The organism is Enterobacter sp. 725m/11 (genome assembly GCF_011683705.1).
GTDB classification, from domain to species: domain Bacteria; phylum Pseudomonadota; class Gammaproteobacteria; order Enterobacterales; family Enterobacteriaceae; genus Enterobacter; species Enterobacter bugandensis.
The window spans coordinates 1-23,874 of record NZ_JAAQOK010000047.1 but is presented as its reverse complement, the minus strand read 5'-3'; the positions used below and the strand labels follow the sequence as shown (position 1 = coordinate 23,874).

Annotated in this window: 23 protein-coding genes; 8 read left to right on the top strand and 15 right to left on the bottom strand. The window is 57.8% G+C overall.

Annotation, left to right across the window (positions count from 1 at the left end; all coding sequences use genetic code 11):
* Positions 1–75: 75 nt before the first annotated feature.
* The 4 genes from xseB to HBA26_RS18240 all read left to right on the top strand — a co-directional run bounded on the left by xseB (position 76) and on the right by HBA26_RS18240 (position 4,142).
* Positions 76–318: an exodeoxyribonuclease VII small subunit gene (gene xseB / locus HBA26_RS18255; RefSeq protein WP_003859094.1), complete on the top strand. Its 243-nt coding sequence runs from the start codon at positions 76–78 to the stop codon at positions 316–318.
* Complete coding sequence (gene ispA / locus HBA26_RS18250; protein WP_028012152.1) at positions 319–1,218, top strand: (2E,6E)-farnesyl diphosphate synthase; 900 nt, start codon at positions 319–321, stop codon at positions 1,216–1,218.
* Between the two features lie 24 nt (positions 1,219–1,242).
* Entirely contained in the window at positions 1,243–3,105 is a 1,863-nt protein-coding gene (gene dxs / locus HBA26_RS18245) for a 1-deoxy-D-xylulose-5-phosphate synthase (protein ID WP_126345114.1), read from the top strand.
* Positions 3,106–3,167: 62 nt separating this feature from the next.
* Positions 3,168–4,142, top strand: coding sequence for an aldo/keto reductase (locus HBA26_RS18240; RefSeq protein ID WP_166720970.1), 975 nt, complete (start codon positions 3,168–3,170; stop codon positions 4,140–4,142).
* A gap of 49 nt (positions 4,143–4,191) precedes the next feature.
* Here the strand turns inward: HBA26_RS18240 and thiL are convergent, their stop codons facing one another.
* From thiL to nrdR, 5 genes are all read right to left on the bottom strand, one after another.
* Positions 4,192–5,163: a thiamine-phosphate kinase gene (gene thiL, locus HBA26_RS18235; protein WP_041911088.1), complete on the bottom strand. Its 972-nt coding sequence runs from the start codon at positions 5,161–5,163 to the stop codon at positions 4,192–4,194.
* 77 nt (positions 5,164–5,240) lie between these two features.
* A complete protein-coding gene (gene nusB / locus HBA26_RS18230; RefSeq protein ID WP_006809908.1) occupies positions 5,241–5,660 on the bottom strand; it encodes a transcription antitermination factor NusB in 420 nt (139 codons plus the stop codon).
* Positions 5,661–5,681: 21 nt separating this feature from the next.
* A complete protein-coding gene (ribE, locus tag HBA26_RS18225; protein ID WP_006176874.1) occupies positions 5,682–6,152 on the bottom strand; it encodes a 6,7-dimethyl-8-ribityllumazine synthase in 471 nt (156 codons plus the stop codon).
* Positions 6,153–6,239: 87 nt separating this feature from the next.
* On the bottom strand, positions 6,240–7,343 hold the full coding sequence (gene ribD / locus HBA26_RS18220) for a bifunctional diaminohydroxyphosphoribosylaminopyrimidine deaminase/5-amino-6-(5-phosphoribosylamino)uracil reductase RibD (RefSeq protein WP_069733284.1): 1,104 nt from the start codon (positions 7,341–7,343) through the stop codon (positions 6,240–6,242).
* Positions 7,344–7,347: 4 nt separating this feature from the next.
* Complete coding sequence (nrdR, locus tag HBA26_RS18215; RefSeq protein WP_008503337.1) at positions 7,348–7,797, bottom strand: transcriptional regulator NrdR; 450 nt, start codon at positions 7,795–7,797, stop codon at positions 7,348–7,350.
* A 152-nt stretch (positions 7,798–7,949) separates the two neighbouring features.
* Here nrdR and HBA26_RS18210 point away from each other — a divergent pair, with 152 nt between their 5' ends.
* Entirely contained in the window at positions 7,950–8,489 is a 540-nt protein-coding gene (locus tag HBA26_RS18210) for a DUF3251 domain-containing protein (protein ID WP_028012147.1), read from the top strand.
* A 270-nt stretch (positions 8,490–8,759) separates the two neighbouring features.
* Positions 8,760–9,644 (top strand): nucleoside-specific channel-forming protein Tsx, encoded by an 885-nt coding sequence (locus tag HBA26_RS18205; RefSeq protein ID WP_028012146.1) that lies wholly within the window; start codon positions 8,760–8,762, stop codon positions 9,642–9,644.
* Positions 9,645–9,762: 118 nt separating this feature from the next.
* Here HBA26_RS18205 and HBA26_RS18200 read toward each other — a convergent pair whose 3' ends face one another.
* The 7 genes from HBA26_RS18200 to queA form a co-directional block, all read right to left on the bottom strand.
* On the bottom strand, positions 9,763–10,443 hold the full coding sequence (locus tag HBA26_RS18200; RefSeq protein ID WP_028012145.1) for a YafY family protein: 681 nt from the start codon (positions 10,441–10,443) through the stop codon (positions 9,763–9,765).
* Between the two features lie 14 nt (positions 10,444–10,457).
* On the bottom strand, positions 10,458–10,823 hold the full coding sequence (locus HBA26_RS18195) for a VOC family protein (protein ID WP_045259891.1): 366 nt from the start codon (positions 10,821–10,823) through the stop codon (positions 10,458–10,460).
* 142 nt (positions 10,824–10,965) lie between these two features.
* Positions 10,966–11,937 carry a protein translocase subunit SecF gene (secF, locus tag HBA26_RS18190; protein WP_047367602.1) on the bottom strand — a complete coding sequence of 324 codons (972 nt, stop codon included), beginning with the start codon at positions 11,935–11,937 and terminating at the stop codon, positions 10,966–10,968.
* Positions 11,938–11,947: 10 nt separating this feature from the next.
* The gene (gene secD / locus HBA26_RS18185; RefSeq protein WP_072031998.1) at positions 11,948–13,795 is read right to left on the bottom strand and encodes a protein translocase subunit SecD; all 1,848 of its coding nucleotides are present in this window, start codon (positions 13,793–13,795) and stop codon (positions 11,948–11,950) included.
* A 27-nt stretch (positions 13,796–13,822) separates the two neighbouring features.
* Complete coding sequence (gene yajC / locus HBA26_RS18180) at positions 13,823–14,155, bottom strand: preprotein translocase subunit YajC (RefSeq protein WP_000007630.1); 333 nt, start codon at positions 14,153–14,155, stop codon at positions 13,823–13,825.
* Positions 14,156–14,177: 22 nt separating this feature from the next.
* Positions 14,178–15,305 carry a tRNA guanosine(34) transglycosylase Tgt gene (tgt, locus tag HBA26_RS18175; protein ID WP_045259930.1) on the bottom strand — a complete coding sequence of 376 codons (1,128 nt, stop codon included), beginning with the start codon at positions 15,303–15,305 and terminating at the stop codon, positions 14,178–14,180.
* Between the two features lie 53 nt (positions 15,306–15,358).
* On the bottom strand, positions 15,359–16,429 hold the full coding sequence (gene queA, locus HBA26_RS18170; protein ID WP_028012140.1) for a tRNA preQ1(34) S-adenosylmethionine ribosyltransferase-isomerase QueA: 1,071 nt from the start codon (positions 16,427–16,429) through the stop codon (positions 15,359–15,361).
* Between the two features lie 92 nt (positions 16,430–16,521).
* Here queA and acpH point away from each other — a divergent pair, with 92 nt between their 5' ends.
* Positions 16,522–17,103, top strand: coding sequence for an ACP phosphodiesterase (gene acpH / locus HBA26_RS18165; protein WP_126345118.1), 582 nt, complete (start codon positions 16,522–16,524; stop codon positions 17,101–17,103).
* Positions 17,104–17,230: 127 nt separating this feature from the next.
* Positions 17,231–17,833, top strand: coding sequence for a peroxiredoxin C (locus HBA26_RS18160; protein WP_003859113.1), 603 nt, complete (start codon positions 17,231–17,233; stop codon positions 17,831–17,833).
* Positions 17,834–17,876: 43 nt separating this feature from the next.
* On the opposite strand, the gene HBA26_RS18155 is transcribed toward HBA26_RS18160, so the two are convergent.
* From HBA26_RS18155 to malZ, 3 genes are all read right to left on the bottom strand, one after another.
* On the bottom strand, positions 17,877–19,262 hold the full coding sequence (locus HBA26_RS18155; RefSeq protein ID WP_126345120.1) for a DUF3999 domain-containing protein: 1,386 nt from the start codon (positions 19,260–19,262) through the stop codon (positions 17,877–17,879).
* On the bottom strand, positions 19,259–21,880 hold the full coding sequence (locus HBA26_RS18150; protein ID WP_126345121.1) for a DUF2339 domain-containing protein: 2,622 nt from the start codon (positions 21,878–21,880) through the stop codon (positions 19,259–19,261). Before HBA26_RS18150 ends, HBA26_RS18155 begins: the two co-directional genes overlap by 4 nt.
* Before the next feature lie 85 nt (positions 21,881–21,965).
* Entirely contained in the window at positions 21,966–23,783 is a 1,818-nt protein-coding gene (gene malZ, locus HBA26_RS18145) for a maltodextrin glucosidase (RefSeq protein ID WP_126345123.1), read from the bottom strand.
* Positions 23,784–23,874 lie beyond the last annotated feature (91 nt).

Below are 23,874 nucleotides of genomic sequence, written 5' to 3'. Positions count from 1 at the left end.
CGCCACTCGCGTTATTTGATAATTGCCCCGAGTCCGTTACCATGTTGGGGCGAAGAATATAAGAGTTAATTCACTATGCCGAAGAAGAACGACGCACCGGCCAGTTTTGAAACTGCGCTGAGTGAGCTTGAGCAGATTGTTACCCGCCTCGAGAGCGGCGATTTACCGCTGGAAGACGCCCTCAACGAATTTGAGCGCGGTGTGCAGCTTGCGCGCCAGGGGCAGGTAAAACTCCAGCAGGCCGAGCAGCGTGTGCAGATCCTGCTTTCCGACAGCGAAGACGCTAAAACCACGCCATTCACACCGGACGCCGAGTAAATGGATTTTACCAACGCGCTTCAGGCGCGCGTCGTTCGCGCCAACGACGCCCTGCGCCGTTTTATTGAGCCGCAGCCTTTTCAGAACACTCCACTGGTTGAAGCCATGCACTATGGCGCACTCTTAGGGGGAAAACGCCTGCGCCCGTTCCTGGTGTATGCCACGGGCAACATGTTTGGCATCAGCGATAATACGCTGGACGCCCCGGCAGCCGCCGTGGAGTGCATCCATGCCTACTCGCTGATCCACGACGATCTCCCGGCGATGGACGACGACGATCTGCGCCGGGGTCAGCCAACCTGCCACATTAAGTTTGGCGAGGCGAATGCCATTCTGGCGGGCGATGCCTTGCAGACGCTGGCGTTCTCGATTCTCAGTGATGCGCCGATGGCGGAAGTGGCCGACCGCGACCGCCTGGCGATGATCTCCGAACTGGCAATGGCCAGCGGCGTGGCTGGCATGTGCGGCGGTCAGGCGCTGGATCTTGAAGCGGAAGGACGTCAGGTTAATCTGGAACAGCTGGAGCGTATTCATCGCCATAAGACGGGCGCGCTTATTCGTTCCGCCGTTCGCCTGGGCGCGCTGAGCGCGGGTGAGCAAGGGCGCAAAGCCCTGCCGATTCTGGACAGATACGCAGAAAGTATCGGTCTGGCATTCCAGGTTCAGGATGACATTCTGGATGTGGTGGGCGATACTGCAACATTGGGTAAACGTCAGGGTGCGGACCAGCAGCTTGGCAAAAGTACCTATCCCGCCCTGCTGGGTCTTGAGCAAGCCCAACGTAAAGCCCGGGATCTGATTGACGATGCCCGCCAGTCGCTGAATGAGCTGGCCGCGCAATCGCTGGATACCTCGGCACTGGAAGCGCTAGCGGACTATATAATCCAGCGTGATAAATAAACTATATATCTCGATGAGCCTTTGATGAGTTTTGATATTGCCAAATACCCGACACTGGCGTTAGTTGACTCCACCCAGGAGTTACGTCTGTTGCCGAAAGAGAGTCTGCCGAAGCTGTGTGACGAGCTGCGTCGCTACCTGCTCGACAGCGTTAGCCGCTCCAGCGGCCACTTCGCCTCCGGGCTTGGCACGGTTGAGCTGACCGTGGCGTTGCATTACGTCTATAACACGCCGTTCGATCAGCTTATCTGGGACGTGGGCCACCAGGCTTATCCGCACAAAATTCTGACCGGACGTCGCGATAAAATTGGCACCATTCGTCAGAAGGGCGGCCTGCACCCGTTCCCGTGGCGCGGTGAGAGCGAGTATGACGTGCTGAGCGTCGGCCACTCCTCTACCTCCATTTCCGCGGGCATCGGTATTGCCGTTGCCGCCGAGAAAGAGAACAAGCAGCGCCGCACCGTCTGCGTGATTGGCGACGGGGCGATCACCGCCGGGATGGCTTTTGAAGCCATGAACCACGCGGGCGATATCAAGCCGGACATGCTGGTTATCCTCAACGATAACGAAATGTCGATCTCCGAGAACGTCGGCGCGCTGAACAACCATCTGGCGCAGCTGCTTTCCGGCAAGCTTTACTCGTCGCTGCGGGAAGGCGGGAAAAAAGTCTTCTCCGGCGTGCCGCCGATCAAAGAGCTGCTCAAGCGTACCGAAGAACATATCAAAGGCATGGTCGTGCCGGGCACGCTGTTCGAAGAGCTGGGCTTTAACTATATCGGCCCGGTGGACGGGCACGATGTGCTGGGTCTGGTGACCACGCTTAAAAACATGCGCGACCTGAAAGGCCCGCAGTTCCTTCACATCATGACCAAAAAAGGGCGTGGCTACGAACCGGCAGAGAAAGATCCGATCACCTTCCACGCGGTGCCAAAGTTCGACCATACCAGCGGCTGCCTGCCGAAAAGCAGCGGCGGAATGCCGAGCTACTCAAAAATCTTTGGCGACTGGCTGTGCGAGACGGCGGCAAAAGATCACAAGCTGATGGCGGTTACGCCTGCCATGCGTGAAGGCTCCGGCATGGTCGAGTTCTCCAAAAAATACCCGGACCAGTATTTCGACGTCGCCATTGCCGAGCAGCACGCTGTCACCTTTGCGGCAGGGCTGGCGATTGGCGGCTACAAGCCGGTGGTGGCGATTTACTCCACCTTCCTGCAGCGCGCCTACGACCAGGTGATCCATGACGTTGCCATCCAGAAGCTGCCGGTGCTGTTTGCTATCGACCGCGCGGGCATCGTGGGGGCCGACGGCCAGACGCACCAGGGGGCGTTTGATCTCTCCTTCCTGCGCTGCATCCCGGACATGGTCATCATGACGCCAAGCGACGAAAACGAGTGTCGTCAGATGCTGTATACCGGCTACCACTATCAGGACGGCCCCTGCGCGGTACGTTATCCGCGCGGCAATGCCCTTGGCGTTGAACTTCAGCCGCTGGAAAAACTCGAGATCGGTAAAGGTCTGGTGAAACGTCGCGGCGAAAAAGTGGCGATCCTGAACTTTGGTACGCTGATGCCGGAAGCGGCAAAAGTCGCTGAAACCCTGAACGCGACGCTGGTGGATATGCGCTTTGTGAAGCCGCTCGATGAATCTCTGATTCTGAGCATGGCGGAAAGCCACGACGTGCTGGTCACGCTGGAAGAGAACGCCATCATGGGCGGTGCGGGTAGCGGCGTTAACGAAGTGCTGATGGCGAACCGTAAATTGGTTCCGGTGCTGAACCTCGGCCTGCCGGACCACTTCATCCCGCAAGGCACTCAGGACGAGGCGCGTGCCGACATCGGCCTGGACGCCGCCGGTATCGAAGCCAGAATCCGCAGCTGGCTGGCCTGATCCCTCCCCTTTTCCGCTCCTGCTATGCTTAAACGTATTGTTTAAACAGCAGGAGCGGAACCATGCAATACACGACATTAGGAAAAACGGACCTCAGGGTGTCCCGGCTTTGCCTGGGCTGCATGACCTTTGGCGAGCCTGACCGGGGAAATCACGCCTGGACGCTGCCGGAAGAGAGCAGCGGCCCTATCATCAAGCGCGCCATAGACGGCGGCATCAACTTCTTTGATACCGCCAACAGCTACTCTGACGGCAGCAGCGAAGAGATTATGGGCCGCGCTCTGCGTGATTTTGCCCGTCGGGATGAGATTGTGGTCGCCACCAAGGTGTACTACCCGTCAGGCGATCTGGCTGAAGGCCTCTCTCGCGCGCAGATCCTGCGCTCCATTGATGACAGCCTCAGACGCCTGAACATGGATTACGTCGACCTGCTGCAAATTCACCGCTGGGATTACAACACGCCAATTGAAGAAACCCTTGAAGCGCTGAACGATGTCGTGAAAGCGGGTAAAGCGCGCTATATCGGCGCGTCGTCAATGCACGCATCTCAGTTTGCTCAGGCGCTCGATCTCCAGGCGCAGCACGGCTGGGCACGCTTTGTCACCATGCAGGATCACTACAACCTGATTTACCGGGAAGAAGAACGCGAGATGCTGCCGCTCTGCTACCAGGAAGGCGTGGCGGTGATCCCGTGGAGCCCGCTGGCGCGCGGACGCTTAACTCGTCCGTGGGGAGAAACCACGGCGCGGCTGGTATCGGATGAAGTGGGTAAAAATCTGTATTCCGGTACCGAAGCCAGCGATGCGCTGATTGCCGAACGTTTAGCCGGGATCGCCGACGATATCGGCGCAACGCGCGCGCAGGTGGCGCTGGCGTGGCTGCTGGGCAAGCGGGGTGTCGCCGCACCGATTATTGGTACATCGCGGGAAGAACAGCTGGACGAGTTGTTAAGCGCGGTGGATTTATCGCTGACGCCGGAGCAGGTTGCCGAGCTGGAGACGCCGTATCAGCAGCATCCGGTGGTGGGGTTTAAGTAAACACTTGCCGGGTGGCGTACGCTTCCCCGGCAATGCTGAGCGCACAAACTTACCCGAAGTGATCGTACCCTTTCCAGTCCAGCGTAACGGGCGCACCGTCTTTCACAAACTTCAGCCCTTCACTCTCCGGCATGATCTGACCGATGCAGGTAAACTTTGCGCCAAGATGGGCCAATGCCACATCCAGCGTTCCACGGTTCAGCTCTGGCACCGTGAAACACAGCTCGTAGTCTTCCCCACCGGAGAGCGCCCAGCGCAGCGCCTGCTCAGGCTCCACATGGCGAAGCAGTTGCTCCGACAGCGGGAACAGATCCAGGTCAACGCGCGCGCCCACCCCGCTGGCCTTCAGGATATGGCCGAGGTCCGAGATGAGACCGTCAGAGAGATCGATAGCCGAACTGGCCCGCTCGCGCAGCGCCTGACCGTGCAGAATACGTGGTGTCGGGCGCAGGTGGCGCTTCACCAGATACGCCGCATCGTCAGCGTCCTTCACGTTTAAGCGATCCTGAAGGATCGCCAGCCCTGCCGCGCTGTCTCCCGGCGTACCGGTCACGTAGATCCAGTCGCCCGGTTTAGCGCCCGAGCGCTTCAGCGCGCGACCGAGCGGCACATAGCCGTGGATCGCCAGCGTCATCGACAAAGGCCCGGCAGTCGTATCGCCGCCAATCAGCTGCATATCGTAGTAGTTCAGCTGTTCAAACAGCGCATCGCTGAACGCTTCAAGCCAGGCTTCATCCACCTCCGGCAGCGTCAGGGCCAGCGTCAGCCAGGCCGGGTCAGCGCCCATTGCCGCCAGATCGCTGACGTTGACCGCCAGCGCTTTATACGCCAGATCGGCAGGATCGATATCAGGTAAGAAATGACGTCCGCACACTAAGGTGTCGGTGCTGATTGCCAGCGTCTGCTTTTCAGGAATATTGAGAAGTGCACAATCATCGCCAATGCCGGTTTCAACATCAAGACGAGAGGTTCTGACACGGTCGAAATAACGGGCAATCAGGGAGAATTCGCCGCATGCCATACGTTATGCCTCAGCAAATAAAAGAAAAAACCGGAGCCGCACTGCCCGTCAGGCAATGCAGAACTCCGGTTTGCGGATCACTTTTTGTGGGGACGGATCGCAGGTGCGGCTTTATCAAGTACGCCGTTAACGAACTTGTGGCTGTCTTCAGCGCCGAAGGTTTTCGCCAGTTCGATCGCTTCGTTGATGGCCACTTTGTACGGCACATCATCACGTTTAGACAGCTCAAACAGCGCGATACGCAACACTGCTTTTTCCACCTGGCCCAGCTCTTCGAGCAGACGGGACAGGTATGGCTTCATCAGGCCATCGAGATACGCGCTATTAGTCGCCACTCCCGACAGCAGTTCACGGAAGTACAGAACGTCAACGTCTTTCACGTCCTGTTCTGACAGGAACTGGTATTCAACATCAGCGATGTCGTTCTGGGACAACTGCCAGGAGTAAAGTGCCTGGACGGCACATTCACGGGCGCGGCGACGAGCAGCAGGTTTCACGGAATTCCCCTTACAAAAAAATCAGGCCTTAATGGCTTTCAATACATTGATCATTTCAAGCGCGGTCAGTGCAGCTTCTGCACCTTTGTTACCGGCTTTGGTGCCAGCACGTTCGATGGCTTGTTCAATACTTTCGGTGGTCAGCACGCCGAACGCGACAGGAATTTCAGCATCCTGCGCAACGTGTGCCAGACCGTTGCTTGCACCGCCCGCAACGTATTCGAAGTGCGCAGTGCCGCCACGAATAACGGTACCCAGCGCAATCACCGCGTCGTATTTACCGGTTTTCGCCAGCGCGCCCGCCGCCAGTGGCAGTTCATAAGCGCCTGGAACCCAAACAACGGTAATGTTGTCATCTTTAACCTGGCCGATACGTTTCAGGGCGTCAATCGCACCTTCCAGCAGGCTATCGTTGATGAAGTTGTTGAAACGCGCAATGGTGATGGCGACGCGAGCGTCCGGGGTAGCTACAGCAGCTTCAATAATGTTCATACTCTTCCTTTACGGGTTCATTTGGCCCCGCAGGGGGGCGGATTTTATCATAATACTTTGCGCACTGCTTCCCTATTTCGGGAGCAATTACGCTGTCTTTACATGGAGGCAGACATCCGGACCCACCGGACGAATCTCGCTGAATGTGAGTTGCGGTGCATCGGCCAGTTTTTCAAGGCCAGGCAGCACAAACAGGCCGCGCGCGTCGTGACCTAACAGTTTAGGCGCAACGTAGACGAGCAGTTCATCCACCAGCCCCGCCTGGAGCAGCGCGCCGGCGAGCGTCGGACCGGCTTCGACCCAGATACTGTTCACCTGCTGCTTGCCGAGCAACATCATCAGCACCACGAGATCCAGATGTCCGTTATGCTCCGGCACCATAATGCTGCGCACGCCTTCCGGCCATTCGCGCGTATCTTCTTTGGTGCGCGCAATCCAGGTTTCACCCGGCTGCTGCACGATGCGGTGCTCCGGGGTCACGCGGTTCTGGCTATCAATAATAATACGCAGCGGCTGGCGCAGGTTCTCCTGCGGATAAAGCGCCTGGGTATCGGCATTCAGCTCATCCCAGCGCACGGTCATGGCCGGATCGTCAGCCAGAACGGTTTCACTGCTGGTGAGGATAGCATGGCTTTGCGCGCGCAGACGTTGCACATCGCGCCTTGCCTGCGGCGAGGTGATCCACTGGCTTTCACCGTTCGCCATTGCCGTACGCCCGTCCAGCGAGGCGCCCAGCTTGAGCTGAATAAACGGGAAGCCGGTGCGCATGCGCTTCAGGAAGCCTTTGTTGATGGCTTCCGCATCTTGCATCATCAGGCCGTGGCTGACGTCGATCCCTTCCTGTTGCAGACGATACAGGCCGCGGCCCGCCACCTGCGGGTTAGGATCCTGCATAGCGGCGACCACGCGCGAAACCCCTGCCGCAATCAGCGCTTCACAGCACGGCGGCGTGCGCCCGTGGTGGCTGCATGGCTCCAGCGTCACGTAGGCCGTCGCGCCTCGCGCTTTCTCCCCAGCCATACGCAGGGCATGCACTTCAGCATGCGGCTCGCCTGCGCGATAGTGAAACCCTTCCCCCACGATCTCGCCATCTTTCACGATAACGCACCCGACGTTGGGGTTAGGATGGGTGGTAAAACGACCGCGCTGCGCCAGCTTCATGGCTCGCGCCATGTACTTCTCATCCTGCATGGGCTTAATCCTGTAAGCGGGCGATCTCTTCGCCAAACTCTTTGATATCTTCGAAACTGCGGTAGACAGAGGCGAAGCGGATATAGGCGACCTTATCGAGCTTTTTCAGCTGCTCCATCACCAGGTTGCCGATCATTTTGCTCGGCACTTCACGCTCGCCCAGGCCACGCAGGTAAGATTTAATGTGGTTTAACGCCATTTCGACATCATCCGCGCTGACGGGCCGTTTTTCGAGGGCCTTCAGCATTCCGCTGCGCAGTTTCTCTTCGTTAAACGGCTCGCGCACGTCGTTACTTTTTACTACGCGCGGCATTACCAGCTCTGCAACCTCAAAGGTCGTGAAACGCTCGTTGCACACCAGACACTGCCGACGACGGCGCACAGAAGACCCTTCGCCCACAAGGCGAGAGTCGATGACTTTGGTATCCACAGCGGAGCAGAATGGGCAATGCATACGGTATCCCTGTTATCTGGTTAACTGATTTTCATTTTACCCTGATCTGGCCTGACAACAAAGGAGGAGCTTTTTTGAGATAAAGGATCTATGTCTGGCGGTACGTTGCTGGCTACCATTATGGGGATCCGTCATTTCAAGGAATAAACGCTATGACAAGACGTTACCTGAAAATTTTACTGGTGGGGAGCCTCTTCACCCTTAGTGCCTGTGCACAGCAAACCGAAGTCCGCCAGATGAAACAAAGCGTGAATACGCTCAACACGGCGATGGACAAACTGAACAAAGAAACGGTGAAGATCACCCAGCAAAACGCGCTGAACGCTAAATCCACCAGCGGGGTATATCTGCTGCCAGGAGCGAATACGCCTGCCCTGCTTAATAGCCAGATTGGCACGCTGAAGATGTCTCTGGTGAATGTGGCGGCGAATGCGGATGGTACGCGCGCAACATTACGTATTCACGGTGAGTCCAACGATCCGCTGCCCGCCTTCAGCGGCACGGTAGAGTGGGGCCAGATCCAGGGCACCACGGAGAGCTACCAGGAGGTGAACGTGAAGAACCAGTTGTTCACCGCTCCAGCCAGCGTGTTAGCGCCCAGCGATGTGGATATTCCACTTCAGCTAAGCGGACTTACGCCTGAGCAGTTAGGCTTTATCCGCATTCACGACATTCAACCTGCCGCGCAGTAATCCCTTCCTTTTGAGCAGAGTGAAATGTCACTCCGCTAACATTTACATTTCGTATGGATTGGCAACAGAAATGATTGCCGCTACAATCCCGGCCGTTTAAAGTACGCAAACGTGAACGCAATCGATTACGCGTGTGAGAGATATGTGAAACAACACATATTTTTGTGAGCAGGGATTCCTATAATAGGCACCGCAGAAACACGAAATATTTAGAAACGCAATTCGCGCATTTTTCACTCCCGGAAGGGAATTTCAATCAGTGGCATGATTATGAAAAAAACATTACTCGCAGCCGGTGCAGTTCTGGCACTGTCCTCCTCTTTCACTGTTAACGCAGCGGAAAACGAGAAACCACAATACCTCTCCGACTGGTGGCACCAGAGCGTTAACGTGGTAGGCAGCTACCACACCCGTTTCGGACCGCAGATCCGCAACGATACCTACCTGGAATATGAAGCGTTCGCCAAGAAAGACTGGTTTGATTTCTACGGCTATATGGATGCGCCTGTGTTCTTCGGTGGTAACACCGATGCGAAAGGTATCTGGAACCACGGTTCCCCACTGTTCATGGAGATTGAACCGCGCTTCTCCATCGACAAACTGACCGGTACCAGCCTGGCGTTTGGTCCGTTCAAAGAGTGGTACTTCGCGAACAACTACATCTACGACATGGGCCGCAATAAGTCCGGTCGTCAGAGCACCTGGTATATGGGTCTGGGTACTGACATTGACACCGGCCTGCCGATGAGCCTGTCCCTGAACGTGTATGCAAAATACCAGTGGCAGAACTACGGCGCAGCGAATGAAAACGAGTGGGACGGCTACCGTTTCAAAGTGAAATACTTCGTGCCAATTACCCAACTGTGGGGCGGTAATCTGAGCTACATCGGTTTCACTAACTTTGACTGGGGCTCAGACCTGGGCGACGACGATTTCCGTGACCTGAACGGCAAGAAAGCGCGTACCAACGATTCCATCGCCTCCAGCCACATCCTGGCGCTGAACTACGATCACTGGCATTACTCTGTTGTTGCGCGTTACTGGCACAACGGTGGCCAGTGGAACGACGACGCGAGCCTGAACTTCGGTAACGGCGACTTTAGCGTCCGCTCTACCGGCTGGGGTGGTTACCTGGTCGTGGGTTACAACTTCTAATCAGTGCGGGATTGTGCGGGCTGGTGCCCTCACCCCTTCCCTCTCCCACGGGAGAGGGCGCAAACACAAAAAACGGCAACATCGTTGCCGTTTTGCTTTTACTTCGCCACCCGGCTTTTTACTGCTTCACCTTGCGCAAAAAATCCGCCAAAGACCTGTCCGCACTCTCACTGAACCGCCTCTCCGTCATTACAACATTGAGACACCGGTCGAGCCGGAAACAGCGGTAGTCATCGCGCCGTTCACACCATGCCGCCAGCAGCCAGCGCTCCCCCCAGAAGAATAACCCCAGCGGCTGTACCTCACGTTTTGAGAGTAGCCCGGCTTCATCACGATAATGCAGCGCTAATACGCGCTGAGCAGAAATCGCCTGGTGAATCATGTCAAAATCGCTGCGGGAGTGGCTTTGCATGCAAAAATCCGGGGCGTAGATACGCGTTTGCTCCGCCTTTCTGCGGCTCTCCTCGGGCAGAATAGCCAGCACCTTCTCCTGGGCCGACTCCAGCTCGCGCGACAGCGATTCACCTCCCCAGGTTTTGAGCAGGCGAATCGCGACCATCAGCGCTTCGGATTCCTTATTTGTCAGCATCAGCGGCGGCAGGTCAAAACCCGACATCAGCCGATATCCGCTTCCCGCCTCGCCTTCCACCGGCACGCCGGAAAGCGACAGGTCGCGGATATCGCGGTAGACCGTGCGCTCGGACACGCCAAGCCGGTCCGCCAGATGCGCTGCCGTTGTCAGACGCCTGCCCCGCAGGATCTGCACAATCTGAAACAAACGGTCAGCGCGTCGGGTCATAACGTCATTCGCTCTCAGGCAGGTTGATGAAGGCCGACGCGGTTACCCTCGCTGTCGGTAAACAGTGCGATAGTGCCGATACCATGCGGCAGTTCCAGCGGGCCAAACACGCACTCGCCGCCCGCAGAGGCAATGCGATCGAGCGTGGCCGCCAGATTGTCAGTATGCAGGTAAATAATAGCGCCCTGCAAAGAGGGCGTAACGCCGTCAAATTTTGCCAGCGCTCCTCCGGTGGCGGGATCCTCATGCGGGAAAACCGCCAGCTCGGCAATGTCCATTTTCTCGCGACGCAGCGCGAGCTGCATCACCGGCTCATAAAATTTGATGGCACGATCCATATCCGAAACCGGAATTTCAAACCAGTTAATTACGCTTTTCATACATCCTCCTGCCTGTTGTTTGGGTTCAGAAGGAGTCTACGGCATGGCTCCTGACAGCATACTGTCAGGAGTGTTTGTCAGGAGCAGATAAAAAAAATCCCGGTCAACAGACCGGGATTCCGATAACGCGCTAAACGTCGCCTTACGGCAGAATGGACGGCTGATCCGCCCCTTCTTTCTCGACCTTCTGCTGGAGCAGGTGCTCGCGCTTCATGCCAAGTTTCAGTGCCAGAGCGGACGCCACGTAAATAGACGACGCCGTACCGATGGAGACACCGATCAGCATGGTCAGCGAGAAGCCTTCCAGCACCGGGCCACCGAAGAGGAACAGCATCAGGATCACCATCAGGGTAGTACCGGAGGTGATCAAGGTACGATGCAGCGTCTGGGTCAACGACACGTTAAAGATTTCGTACGGCGTGCCGCGACGGATCTTACGGAAGTTTTCACGGATACGGTCAGATACCACGATACTGTCGTTCAGTGAGTAACCGATCACGGACATCAGGGATGCCACGATGGTCAGGTCAATCTCAATGTGGAACAGAGACAGTATGCCCATGGTGATCACCACGTCGTGCGCCAGGGCGATAACCACACCGGCCGCCAGTCGCCACTCGAAGCGGAAACCGACGTACACCAGGATGGAGATCAGCGCCACCAGCAGCGCCATGGCGCCGGTTTGCGCCAGGTCCGCACCCACGCTCGGGCCGACGAACTCAATACGCTTGACCGCCGCGCTCTGGCTGGTGGTTTCGTTAATGACCTGTACGACCTTGCTGCCCAGCTCCTGGCTGCCGTTGGCATCGTGCACCGGCGGCATACGCACCATGATGTCGCGGCTGCTGCCGAAGTTCTGCAGCAGCGGCTCTTCAAAGCCCGCTTTCTGCAGCGATTCGCGCATCTGGTCCATATCGACCGGTTTTTCCAGGGAGATCTCGATGACCGTACCACCGGTGAAATCGAGACCCCAGTTAAAGCCTTTCACGCCCATAATGACGATGGACAAAATCAGCAGTAAACCTGAAATGCCGAAGGCCCAGTAGTCCCAGCGCATAAAGTCCCAGACTTTACGGCCATGGTTCAATTGTTCAACAGTATATTCCTGTGCCACAACGCACTCCTCAGATAGACAGCTTTTTGACGCGCTTGCCGCCGTACAGCAGGTTCACGATGGCACGGGTGCCGACAATAGCGGTAAACATTGACGTTGCGACACCGATACCGGTGGTAATCGCAAAGCCTTTGATCGCGCCAGTACCCACTGCATACAGGATAAGAACCTTAATCAGTGTTGTTACGTTCGCATCGAAGATAGAGCTGAACGCGCCTTTATAACCTTCGTCAATCGCCTGCTGGACAGAGCGACCGTTGCTCAACTCTTCTTTGATACGTTCGTTAATCAGTACGTTGGCGTCGACCGCCACCGCAAGGGTCAGAACGATACCCGCAATCCCCGGCATGGTCAGCGTCGCCCCCGGCAGCAGGGACATAATGCCGATGATCAGCACCAGGTTTGCAATCAGCGCGGAGGTCGCAATCAGACCGAACTTCTTATAGAAGAAGATCATGAAGAGGATAGAGACCGCCAGACCGGCCAGACACGCTTCCAGACCCTGCTGGATGTTTTGCATACCCAGGGTTGGACCAATGGTACGTTCTTCAACAATCTGAATTGGCGCAATCAGCGCACCGGCACGCAGCAGCAGCGAGAGCTGACGCGCTTCGTTCGGGTTACTAATACCGGTAATACGGAAGCTGTTACCCAGACGAGACTGGATGTTGGCGATGTTAATCACCTCTTCCTCTTTCACCAGCACCGCACGACCGTTTGCATCTTTCTTACCGCTGTCTTTGTACTCCACGAACAGGGTCGCCATCGGTTTGCCGATGTTGTCCTTGGTGAAGTTAGACATGATGTTACCACCCGCGCTATCCAGCGAGATGTTAACCTGCGGCTGGTTGTACTCATCCTGGCTTGAAGTGGAGTCGGTGATGTGGTCACCGGTCAGGATCACGCGCTTGTACAGCACAACCGGCTGACCTTCACGGGTCTGTTTCACTTCGGAGTCACCCGGAATACGGCCAGACGCCGCGGCAGACTGATCGACATTGGAGTTCACCAGACGGAATTCCAGCGTCGCGGTCGCACCGAGGATCTCTTTCGCACGCGCGGTATCCTGGATACCCGGCAGTTCAACCACGATACGGTCAGCACCCTGACGCTGTACCAGCGGCTCAGCCACGCCCAGCTGGTTTACACGGTTACGCAGAATGTTGATGTTCTGCTGAACGGCATATTCACGCGCTTCTTTCAGACGCGCATCGGTCATCACCGCACGCAGCTGGTTGCTGCCCTGAGAGGTGATCACCAGGTCACGGTGACGTTGGGTCAGGTAATCTACAGCCTGATCGCGCGCCGCGCTGTCGCGGAACGTGATGCTCATGCCGTAGTTATCTTCTTTACGCACGGTAGTGTATGGGATGCCTTTGTCGCGCAGATCGCTGCGCAGGCTGTCGATATTCTGTTCCTGCAGCTTGCCGAGCGCGGTATCCATATCCACTTCCATCAGGAAGTGAACGCCGCCACGCAGGTCAAGACCCAGCTTCATTGGCTCTGCGTTCAGCGCAGCCAGCCAGCGAGGGGTTGCAGGAGCAAGGTTAAGCGCCACGACATATTTGTCACCCAGCACGCCCATCAGCGCTTCGCGAGCGCGGAGCTGCGTGTCGGTGGTGTCGAAGCGAGCAAGAATTGCACCCTCTTCCAGAGCCACAGACTTAGCGGTAATTTTTTCTTCTTGTAACGTTTTCTGGACCTGGATCAGCGTTTGCTCACTGGCGGCGACACCGCGCGCGCCAGTGATTTGAACGGCCGGATCCTCACCATACAGGTTGGGAAGCGCGTACAGCAGGCCGACGATAATCACGACGACCAGCATGATGTACTTCCACAAAGGATAACGGTTTAACACGGCAGTTCCCTTTGGGAAAAGTTGGGATTACAGCGCCTTCATGGTGCCTTTCGGCAGAACGGCAGCTACGAAGTCACGTTTGATAACCACTTCAGTGGTGTCGTTCAGGGCGATAGCAATGTAGCCGCTTTCAGCCACTTTGGTTACGCGGCCGACCAGACCACCGTTGGTCAGCACTTCATCGCCTTTCGCGATGGAGTCCATCAGCTTTTTGTGCTCTTTGGTACGCTTCTGCTGTGGGCGCAGGATCATGAAGTAGAAGATCAGACCGAACACAACCAGCATCAGGATCAGAGACATCGGGCTGCCCTGCGCCGGAGCACCTGTTGCCGCTACCGCATCAGAAATAAAAAAGCTCATTCAAATTCCCTCATTATTAATATTAATCAACGTTCAACGGTGGAACATCCCGCCCCTGACGTTGGTAAAAATCGGTCACGAAGCTCTCTAATTTACCCTCTTCGATAGCCTTGCGTAAACCAGACATTAAGCGCTGATAGTAGCGAAGATTATGAATCGTATTGAGACGCGCGCCCAAAATCTCATTACAACGATCGAGATGATGCAGATACGCGCGAGAATAATTGCGACAGGTATAGCAATCGCACTCGGAATCGAGCGGGCTGGTGTCACTCTTATGCTTCGCGTTACGGATTTTCACCACGCCATCGGTAACGAACAGATGACCGTTACGCGCGTTGCGGGTTGGCATCACGCAGTCGAACATATCAATGCCGCGACGTACGCCTTCCACCAGATCTTCGGGTTTACCCACACCCATCAGGTATCGTGGTTTATCCGCCGGGATTTGCGGGCAGACGTGCTCCAGAATGCGGTGCATGTCTTCCTTCGGCTCACCCACAGCCAAACCGCCGACAGCGTAGCCATCAAAACCTATCTCTACCAGACCTTTAACAGAGATATCGCGTAAATCTTCGTAAACGCTGCCCTGAATGATGCCGAACAGCGCATTTTTGTTCTGCAGGGAGTCAAAACGGTCGCGGCTGCGCTTCGCCCAGCGCAGAGACATCTCCATAGAGCGTTTCGCGTAGTCCCAGTCTGCCGGGTACGGCGTACATTCGTCGAAGATCATCACGATGTCGGAGCCGAGATCGTACTGAATCTCCATCGACTTTTCGGGATCGAGGAAAATCGGATCGCCGTTGATCGGGTTACGGAAGTGTACGCCCTGCTCGGTGATCTTGCGGATATCGCCCAGGCTGAAGACCTGGAAGCCGCCGGAGTCGGTCAGGATCGGGCCTTTCCACTGCATAAAATCGTGCAGATCGCCGTGGAGCTTCATGATCTCCTGGCCCGGACGCAGCCACAGGTGGAAGGTATTGCCGAGGATAATCTGTGCGCCCGTGGCTTCAACTTCTTCCGGCGTCATCCCTTTTACGGTGCCGTACGTGCCCACAGGCATAAACGCGGGGGTTTCCACCACGCCGCGATCAAACACCAGGCGACCGCGACGCGCGCGGCCATCGGTGGTATCGAGTTCAAATTTCATTTTTTCTCCGACGTCAGAAAAACAGTCCAACGTTGTCATACGGTGCCGCGGACTTATTCCCCGACACGCTCATTCAAAGCCAGCGGATTGTACGTGATAAACATCGCGTCCCCGTAGCTAAAAAAGCGATATTTTTGTTCTACAGCAGACTTGTACGCATTCATCGTATGCTGATAACCCGCAAACGCAGAGACCAGCATAATCAGCGTCGATTCAGGCAGATGGAAGTTGGTCACCAGCGCGTCAATCACTTTGTACTGATAGCCCGGGTAGATAAAGATCTGCGTATCGCCAAAGAACGGCTCGATAAGACCGTTTTTAGCTGCCTGCGCGGCGCTTTCCAGTGAACGCACGGACGTCGTACCGACGGCCACGACGCGGCTACCGCGCGCTTTCGCCGCCAGCACCGCGTCCACCACATCCTGCGGCACTTCGGCATACTCGGAGTGCATGATGTGGTCTTCAATGCTGTCCACGCGCACCGGCTGGAAGGTGCCCGCGCCGACGTGCAGCGTCACAAACGCCATCTCAACGCCCTTCGCGCGCAGCTTTTCCAGCAGCGGTTCATCAAAGTGCAGACCTGCGGTTGGTGCCGCGACCGCGCCAGGCTTCTGGCTGTAGACGGTCTGGTACAGCTCGCGATCGGCCTCTTCGTCCGGGCGCTCAATGTACGGCGGCAGCGGCATATGGCCGATGGCGTTCAGGATGTCGAGCACCGTGCGCTCGTCGTCGAACGCCACCTCGAACAGCGCGTCGTGGCGCGCGGTCATGGTCGCCTTGATGCTTTCGTCATCACCCAGCAGCAGCTCCGCGCCCGGCTTCGGCGCTTTGGAAGCGCGAATATGTGCCAGAATACGTTTATCATCGAGCATACGTTCGACCAGCACTTCAATCTTGCCGCCGCTGGCCTTACGGCCAAACAGGCGCGCCGGGATCACGCGGGTATTGTTAAAGACCAGCAGATCGCCAGGGTTGAGCTTGTCGAGCAAATCGGTGAAAGTACCGTGCGTCAGCTCGCCCGTTGGCCCATCCAGTGACAGTAAGCGACAGCTGCTGCGCTCAGGCATGGGATAGTGAGCAATCAGGGATTCAGGTAGTTCAAAGGAGAAATCGGCGACGCGCATGACGTATACTCGTGACTTAAAAACAGGCGGCATAGTCTAGTGCTCACACCCTTTTGCTGCAACAACTAGCCGCCACTGGACAAATAAAACGCATGAATTTTCTCGCTCACCTTCATCTCGCTCACCTCGCTGACAGCTCCCTTTCCGGCAATTTGCTGGCCGATTTCGTGCGCGGCAACCCCGCTAAAGCGTATTCTCCCGAGGTTGTCGACGGGATTTTTATGCACCGCCGCATTGATGTCATCACTGATAATCTGCCCGAGGTGACGGAAGCGAAAGCGTGGTTTCGCCCTGAAACGCGCCGCGTTGCGCCGATCACGCTCGACGTGATGTGGGACCACTTCCTGTCTCGCCACTGGGAACAGCTCTCGCCGGAGATGCCGTTGCCAGCGTTTGTGCGCTACGCCCACCAGCAGGTGTCGATCATTCTGCCCGACTCGCCGCCGCGCTTTGTGAATCTGAATAACTACCTGTGGTCGGAACGCTGGCTGGAGCGCTATCGCGAGATGGACTTTATCCAGAATGTCTTGAATGGCATGGCGAGCCGTCGCCCGCGGCTGGATGCGCTGCGCGACTCCTGGTACGACCTGGATGAGCATTACGATGCGCTGGAGAGCCAATTCTGGCAGTTTTATCCGCGCATGATGGCGCAGGCGAAAAACAAGCAGCTCTGACAGCACGATCATTGATAGGTAAAAGCTGGCGGAACGATTGTCACCACCTCTTTGTCTTATCCACGAACACTCTCTATACTGGCTCGCGTTGCGTTCCAAATAACCTTAGTATCTACAGGAGAATCATATGGTTCTGGTAACTCGTCCGGCTCCGGATTTTACAGCTGCAGCAGTTCTGGGCAACGGTGAAATCGTTGAAAACTTCAACTTCAAACAGCACACCAACGGTAAAGCGACCGTTCTGTTCTTCTGGCCAATGGACTTCACTTTCGTTTGCCCGTCTGAGCTGATCGCGTTCGACAAACGTTATGAAGAATTCCAGAAGCGTGGCGTGGAAGTGGTTGGCGTCTCCTTCGACTCTGAATTTGTACACAACGCATGGCGTAACACCCCTGTCGAAAACGGCGGCATCGGTGCGGTGAAATACGCAATGGTTGCGGACATCAAACGCGAAATCCAGCAGGCTTACGGTATTGAACATCCGGACGCTGGCGTTGCGCTGCGCGGTTCCTTCCTGATCGACGCAAACGGCATCGTTCGTCACCAGGTTGTGAACGATCTGCCGCTGGGTCGTAACATCGACGAAATGCTGCGCATGGTTGACGCGCTGCAGTTCCACGAAGAGCACGGCGAAGTGTGCCCGGCTCAGTGGGAAAAAGGTAAAGAAGGTATGGCTGCGTCCCCAGACGGCGTTGCTAAATACCTGTCTGAGAACGTATCCAGCCTGTAATCGGCACGGTTTACGAAGAAGGCCCGCTTATGTGGGCCTTTTTTTATGCCTTACGCTGCGTCTCTCGCCAGATGCGCCAGGCCATTCCCGCCAGCAGAATTACGCCCGCAATTAGCACGCCCCACACCAGCAGCGCGTTCATCCGGCTCTCCCGCTCGGACGCAGAAGTAGCGGTCAGACGCCCCTCGCCGCCTAACGCGACATCATCCAGAATGTCGGCCTGCGGCAGGTGCTCCATATCATAGGTTTTGCGCAGGTCGGCGGGGATCAGCATGTCAGGCTCCACGCTGGCAGGCTTTGCAGCGCCATTACCCCAGGCAAGCACGTATGGCGCTTTTCCCTGCGCGTTGAACACCAGATCATAGCGGTCACGATGCCCGGTGACGCCCGGCAGATATTCCGGCAGGCGCGCATTCAGCGTCGTGATTTTCACCGCCTGCACCAGGCCTCCGCTAAGCGAAATCGGTGGAGACGTTTTGCCCTCCAGACGGTAAAGCACCTCTTTTTTCAGGGGGTGCCATGTGTCTTTTTCCGTACTCCGCCACGCTATCTCGACGGGAAGGACGCCGTCGCCATTCAGTAAAATGCTGATAGCACTCAGCGGCTGCGGCTGCGCCCAGTGCCACTGCGCTTCGCTTGTCGATAGCTGCTCCCCTACCCCCTCAAGAGTGATCGCGTCCGGCGTCGCCCGCGCAGGAGCGCTAATCGCGTTAACGCCGGTTAAGGCCACCCCCTGGCTCTGAGCATTCAGCACAACCAGGAGATAGCGATTCGTATCGGGAGACAAAACGATATCGGTATCGATCCGATCGAGCTTAAGACGATCCTGCCCGCTCATCACGTCCAGCAGCGGCATATCCTCGCGCAGGGTATACCAGCGCTTAAGATCCTCGCTGTAGTAGACCGACGCCGTTCCCTGCCACGGCGCATGAGGGGTATTCCAGAGCAGCTGCAGCTGGGACAGGGCAATCTCACCCGTAGCCTGCTCCGGCAGGGTCAGCAGATAATGCTGCCCGGCTGCGGCGGCTTTTTGCCCCTCCAGCACAATCTCTACGCCGTTTCCGGAACGGAGCAGGATCTTATCGCTGCCCTCATCCCCTCGCGCAGGCGCAAGCGGTGAGGCGTCCAGAGGAAAGAGGCGCAGCGCCGTGGATTGCGCTGCCGCCTGCGGACGCGTCGCGGTGACCAGGCTGAAGGGAACCGGCTCGCCCGACTGGTTAAAGACGCGAACGTCATGTAGATCCGGCGACGTGCTCTGCGTATAGACGGCGAGCGGCAGCGTCACCCGATACCACTGGGAAGGAGCAGACGTATCCAGCGAGCGGCCAAAGGCATAGTCCCGGGGCGATTCCGTTTGTACCTCGTCGCAGAACGCCGGGCCTGCAAGCGCCAGCAGAGCGGTACAAGCTACCGCTTTCATCCATTTCATTTTTCATCTCCTGTTTTGGGCGGTAGCGGCGAGAAATACCCCACGATCAGCACCAGTATTGCCACGCCGATAAACGCCACCGCACGCGACAGACCGCCTCCACCCGCGCTGTCCACCAGCATCAGTTTAACCATCACCACGCCCAGCAGCGCGGCACCGCCAAGCCACTCCTGACGGGAAGCCCTACGGGTGGCGTGGACCATGATCACCAGCGCGCTCAGCATCCAGAACAGGGCAAACGTGGTCTGGATCAGCCGCGAATCCCACAGCGACGCCATATTCCAGGCCACGTCGCCGTACCAGGCCAGGGCGCGCATCAGCGCACCGTTAAGCCACCAGAAGCCAAGCGCCATAATCGCGACGGCAGGCCACGGACGGGCCTGAGAGAGCTGCGTCGGGTAGTAGCGATCCACCGCCCGGTAAAAGACCACCAGCCCCAGCAGCGCAAACGCCGCGCCTTCTTCAAGCGGGTTCACCAGCGGCAGCCAGGTCTGACGATAAACCACGCCGTCCTGGAAATTGGTCACCACCAGCAATACCAGCAGCGCCGCGAGCACGGGGATCGGTGCTATACACGCGTAGAGCGCGGGCCACTCCCGGAACGGCCACCCGCGACGGCGCACCGCCGCAGAGAGCGCCATAATCACCCCGCCGCCTGCGGCCATCGCCAGCCCGCTGCCCCAGGCCACCATGCCCCACGGCAGCGACCGGGCAAACCAGTAAAGCTCCGCCGCCAGCGCCAGTAATATCATCCAGAACAGCGCCAGATGCAGCCCCATAGAGATGCGCGGCGCTAAACGGGCGCCGTCGCGCCGCAGCAGCATCAGCGCGGCGGGAAGCGCAATACCCCAGGCCAGATTTGACCAGCCGGCGGCAAACATCTGCTGGTGCGAGAGCTGATAGCCCACCATCACCAGCATCAGCGGCCACAGCAGCCATTTGCTGGCATCCAGCTCCCGCCACGCCAGACGAGCGGCAGCCTGACGCCAGCCCCAGACCGACGCCGCCGTCAGCGCCAGCACGCCTGCCAGAACAGGCAGTTCCTGCTTCAACACCAGCCGCGACACGCCAAATAGCGCCACGAGCCAGAACAGCAGCCCGCCTGCCAGCAGCGCCCAGCTAACCGGCAGAAAGAGGTTCCGCCACAGCCAGGCCGCAGCCAGCCAGCAAAGGCTGAGGATGGCGAAGATAAGCAGCAGGCTCAGCGGCGTAACGCCGTTCATCTGCGCCCACAGCGCGCTGCCGAGCGCCAGCACCAGCAGCGCCGTCCCGCTATAGCTCATGCGCCGCTGGTGCTGCTGCACGCCCAGCCAGAGGATGCCCAGCCCCTCCAGCGCCCAGGCCATCGCCGTCCACCGCGCGGAGAGCGCGAGCGGAATCGCAAGCGTGGCAAACCCGCCGCCGATCGCCAGCGCCGCCATCACCAGCGGTCGCCCGATGGACGGATAGCGGCGCAGCGCAAGGAAAGCGAGGGCCAGATAAAATGCGCCGTATCCCAAAGCGCTCAGGGCCGGACCATATTCCCAGTGCCGGGTCATACCGTACTGCATCCCAAAGCCTATCAGCGGCGGGGCAAACAGCAGCACGCCGTCAATAATCTGCTTTCCTTTCTCCTGCGCCCGCAGCGACAGCGCCACGCTCAGCACGCCGAATATCAGCGTATTGGCAATCAGGAACAGCTGGCAGATCCAATAGTCTTCAGGCTGGTACTCACTCAGTCCCCACAGGCCGCCCACGCCAAAGGTAAAGAGCAGCCCGAGCAGGTTGAGCTCGCGCCAGTGCTGCCAGATGCTGATGGCGAGAATGCCGATGGAAAGCAGGAGATAGAAGGAAAACAGCGCCACAAAGCTGCCGCCCCCGGTAGATAGTAGTAGCGGCGCAAGATACCCGCCGAGGCTCGCCAGCATGGCAAGGCTCAGCGCTTTCTGCAGCACGGCCAGCCCAACGCTCGCGGCGCAAATCACCACCAGTAGCGCAAAGGCCAGCGTCATCGGCAGCATCTGCCAGAGCCGGAAGGCGCCGAAGACCGTCAGGTAGAGAATGCCCGTCGCCCCGCCCTGTAAGATAAGCGCGTAGATCGGCTGCTTGTGCCGCAGCCGCCACCCAACCGCCAGCAGCACGATGGCAAACAGCGCCGTCGCCACCAGGCGTAGCTCAAGCGGGAACAGGGAGTGTTCAACGGTATAGCGCAGCAGGAAAGAGAGGCCGAGGAAGAGCAGCAGAATGCCAAGCTTCGCCAGGGGATTACCCTGCATAAACCAGCGCGTCAGCGACGTCACAATGCCACCAAAGGCAGAAGGCTGTTTAGCCGCAGGCGCAGGGGACGGAGCGGGTTTTGCCTCGGCTGCGGGAATGTCGGGACGCCAGGGATCGACAGGCGCGGGCGCGTCCTCCGCCACCGGCGCGGTCACGACAGCCGGAGTGACCGCTTGCACCTGTTCTGTCTCCGGCGCTACCTGAGCTGCGCCGCGCTGCTCAAGCACCTCAATGCGCTGGCGTAGCCGGGCGATCTCCTGCTGCGCCGCCGTGCTTCGATTAAACCCGATAACCGAAAGCACGGGCGCAACCAGCAGCGCAAAAACCAGGAATAAACAGCCAAGGATGTAAAGCTCGTCCATGTTTCCACCTTCACCGTAAACGATCCGTTAAGATTGACACAAATCGTTGCATTTGCGCCATCTTAAAAGGGGAAACTTTAGCGCATTAGCTGCCGAGCCAGACCGTCGCGGATACCGCAGGCAGCGCCAGCACGCCATCCTGTATCGTCGCCTTGCCCTCTTTGTTCGTCCACGTCGCCACCTTAAGCAGCGGCGAATCATCCAGCACCACTTCGCAGGCCTCGCCCCGGTTAATCGCCACCAGCACGCGCTGCTGATTATAGACGCGGACAAAGACCACCACGTTATCGTGGGCGTACGCCACCTGACAGCCGCCGTAGCGCAGGGCGAGACTCTGTTTGCGCAGCTTCGCCAGCCGCTGATACAGGCTGAACAGCACCTTATCCTGTTTCTCTGCCTCCCACGGGAAGGTTTTGCGGCAGAACGGATCGTTGTTGCCGTCCAGCCCCACTTCGTCTCCGTAGTAAATGCACGGTACGCCCGGCCAGGTGAAGAGCCAGGTGACCGCCAGCGGCAGACGCGCCACATCCTTGCCGAGCAGGGATTTAAAGCGCGCGGTATCGTGGCTATCGAGCTGGTTAAACATCCGCAGCTGCTGCTGATGCGACAGGCCAGCGCGATAGTTATCCATCCACGCGGCGCAGGTTTCGGCGTCGATATGGTTCGGATCGTAGGAGATATCGGTGTTAGCCAGGAATCCCCACAGCGGGAAGGTAAAGCCGCGATAGTTCATCGCCGCATCTTCGGCATCGTTTTGCAGCCACTGGCGCGCGTCGCCAAAGTGTTCGCCAAAGACAAACGCCTCCGGCTGGGCCGCTTTCGCCGAACGCGCGATCCCGGCCACGTGCTGAAGGTTATTTCGCGCCCCGCCCGCTTCACCGAGCATATGCACCACGTCCAGACGCCAGCCGTCCATATTCCACGGCGCCTTCAGCCAGTGACGCACGATGCTGTCTTCCCCGCCGTAAATCTCGTTCACCAGTGACGGCGACTGGTAGTCCAGCTTCGGCAGGCTCGCGTAGCCCAGCCAGTCCAGCGCGCGGCCCTCCTCGCTAAAGCTGTACCAGTCGCGCTGCGGCGAATCCGGGTTATGGCATGCTCCGCCCATCGACTGGTTATGCCGGTCAAACCACGCGTGCGAATCGCCGCTGTGGTTGAAGACACCGTCCAGAATGAGGCGCATGCCTTCTTTTTGGGTGTTCTTACGCAGGCGCAGCAGCGCCTCGTCACCGCCAAACTGCTCGTCAACGTGGCGATAATCTTCGGTATCGTATTTGTGTACGCTCGGGGCTTTAAACACCGGGTTGAGGTACAGCGCCGTCACGCCGAGTTTTTTCAGGTACGGCAGCTTTTCGCTGATGCCGTCGAGATCGCCGCCGTAGAACGTCGAGCCGCCCGCCTGCGCCGTCACCGGTTCATCCCATTTTTTCAGGATGATGTCGTGACCCGCGGCATGATGGTAATAGACCTTGTCCTGGCCGGCGGTGCGTTTTTCGCTGCGCGCAAAGCGGTCCGGGAAAATCTGATAAAAGACCTGATCGTTAACCCACTGCGGGCCGTTATCCGGGTAATCGACGGCGAATTGCTCCAGCCGGGCCGGTGGGAAACGGCTAAACCCCTGCGGGGTAAACCACAGCTGACGGTTGTTCCACAAAAGCTTAAAGCTATAGCGACGGCGCGGCTGCCCGCTGCGCAAATCGATATTCGCCCGCCACGCCGTAATCCCCGGCTGCGGCTGGCTGCGCAGCTTGTGCATTTTCAGCCCGGTCTCTTCGTTATCAATTTCGGCGCGGAGCGTCACGCGTTCCGGCTGATTTTCCCCCGCCAGCCAGAGCGTAATCACAAGGTTGTCTTTGTTTTGCTTAACAAATGGGGCAACCGGAAGGTGCCAGGCGTTTAACATCACGAATCCCCTCTGATGAAATTGACGTCACCTTGCCACAGGGTGGTTAAGGATCTGTCTCTTATACACATCTGACGCTGCCGACGACGGA

Excerpts from the sequence above, each read along its gene's own strand:
- xseB (WP_003859094.1), top strand. The coding sequence starts at position 76 with ATGCCGAAGAAGAACGACGCACCGGCCAGTTTTGAAACTGCGCTGAGT.
- ispA (WP_028012152.1), top strand. The coding sequence starts at position 319 with ATGGATTTTACCAACGCGCTTCAGGCGCGCGTCGTTCGCGCCAACGAC.
- dxs (WP_126345114.1), top strand. The coding sequence starts at position 1,243 with ATGAGTTTTGATATTGCCAAATACCCGACACTGGCGTTAGTTGACTCC.
- HBA26_RS18240 (WP_166720970.1), top strand. The coding sequence starts at position 3,168 with ATGCAATACACGACATTAGGAAAAACGGACCTCAGGGTGTCCCGGCTT.
- thiL (WP_041911088.1), bottom strand. The coding sequence starts at position 5,163 with ATGGCATGCGGCGAATTCTCCCTGATTGCCCGTTATTTCGACCGTGTC.
- ribE (WP_006176874.1), bottom strand. The coding sequence starts at position 6,152 with ATGAACATTATTGAAGCTGCTGTAGCTACCCCGGACGCTCGCGTCGCC.
- ribD (WP_069733284.1), bottom strand. The coding sequence starts at position 7,343 with ATGCAGGATGAGAAGTACATGGCGCGAGCCATGAAGCTGGCGCAGCGC.
- nrdR (WP_008503337.1), bottom strand. The coding sequence starts at position 7,797 with ATGCATTGCCCATTCTGCTCCGCTGTGGATACCAAAGTCATCGACTCT.
- HBA26_RS18210 (WP_028012147.1), top strand. The coding sequence starts at position 7,950 with ATGACAAGACGTTACCTGAAAATTTTACTGGTGGGGAGCCTCTTCACC.
- HBA26_RS18205 (WP_028012146.1), top strand. The coding sequence starts at position 8,760 with ATGAAAAAAACATTACTCGCAGCCGGTGCAGTTCTGGCACTGTCCTCC.
- HBA26_RS18200 (WP_028012145.1), bottom strand. The coding sequence starts at position 10,443 with ATGACCCGACGCGCTGACCGTTTGTTTCAGATTGTGCAGATCCTGCGG.
- HBA26_RS18195 (WP_045259891.1), bottom strand. The coding sequence starts at position 10,823 with ATGAAAAGCGTAATTAACTGGTTTGAAATTCCGGTTTCGGATATGGAT.
- yajC (WP_000007630.1), bottom strand. The coding sequence starts at position 14,155 with ATGAGCTTTTTTATTTCTGATGCGGTAGCGGCAACAGGTGCTCCGGCG.
- tgt (WP_045259930.1), bottom strand. The coding sequence starts at position 15,305 with ATGAAATTTGAACTCGATACCACCGATGGCCGCGCGCGTCGCGGTCGC.
- queA (WP_028012140.1), bottom strand. The coding sequence starts at position 16,429 with ATGCGCGTCGCCGATTTCTCCTTTGAACTACCTGAATCCCTGATTGCT.
- acpH (WP_126345118.1), top strand. The coding sequence starts at position 16,522 with ATGAATTTTCTCGCTCACCTTCATCTCGCTCACCTCGCTGACAGCTCC.
- HBA26_RS18160 (WP_003859113.1), top strand. The coding sequence starts at position 17,231 with ATGGTTCTGGTAACTCGTCCGGCTCCGGATTTTACAGCTGCAGCAGTT.
- HBA26_RS18155 (WP_126345120.1), bottom strand. The coding sequence starts at position 19,262 with ATGAAATGGATGAAAGCGGTAGCTTGTACCGCTCTGCTGGCGCTTGCA.
- HBA26_RS18150 (WP_126345121.1), bottom strand. The coding sequence starts at position 21,880 with ATGGACGAGCTTTACATCCTTGGCTGTTTATTCCTGGTTTTTGCGCTG.
- malZ (WP_126345123.1), bottom strand. The coding sequence starts at position 23,783 with ATGTTAAACGCCTGGCACCTTCCGGTTGCCCCATTTGTTAAGCAAAAC.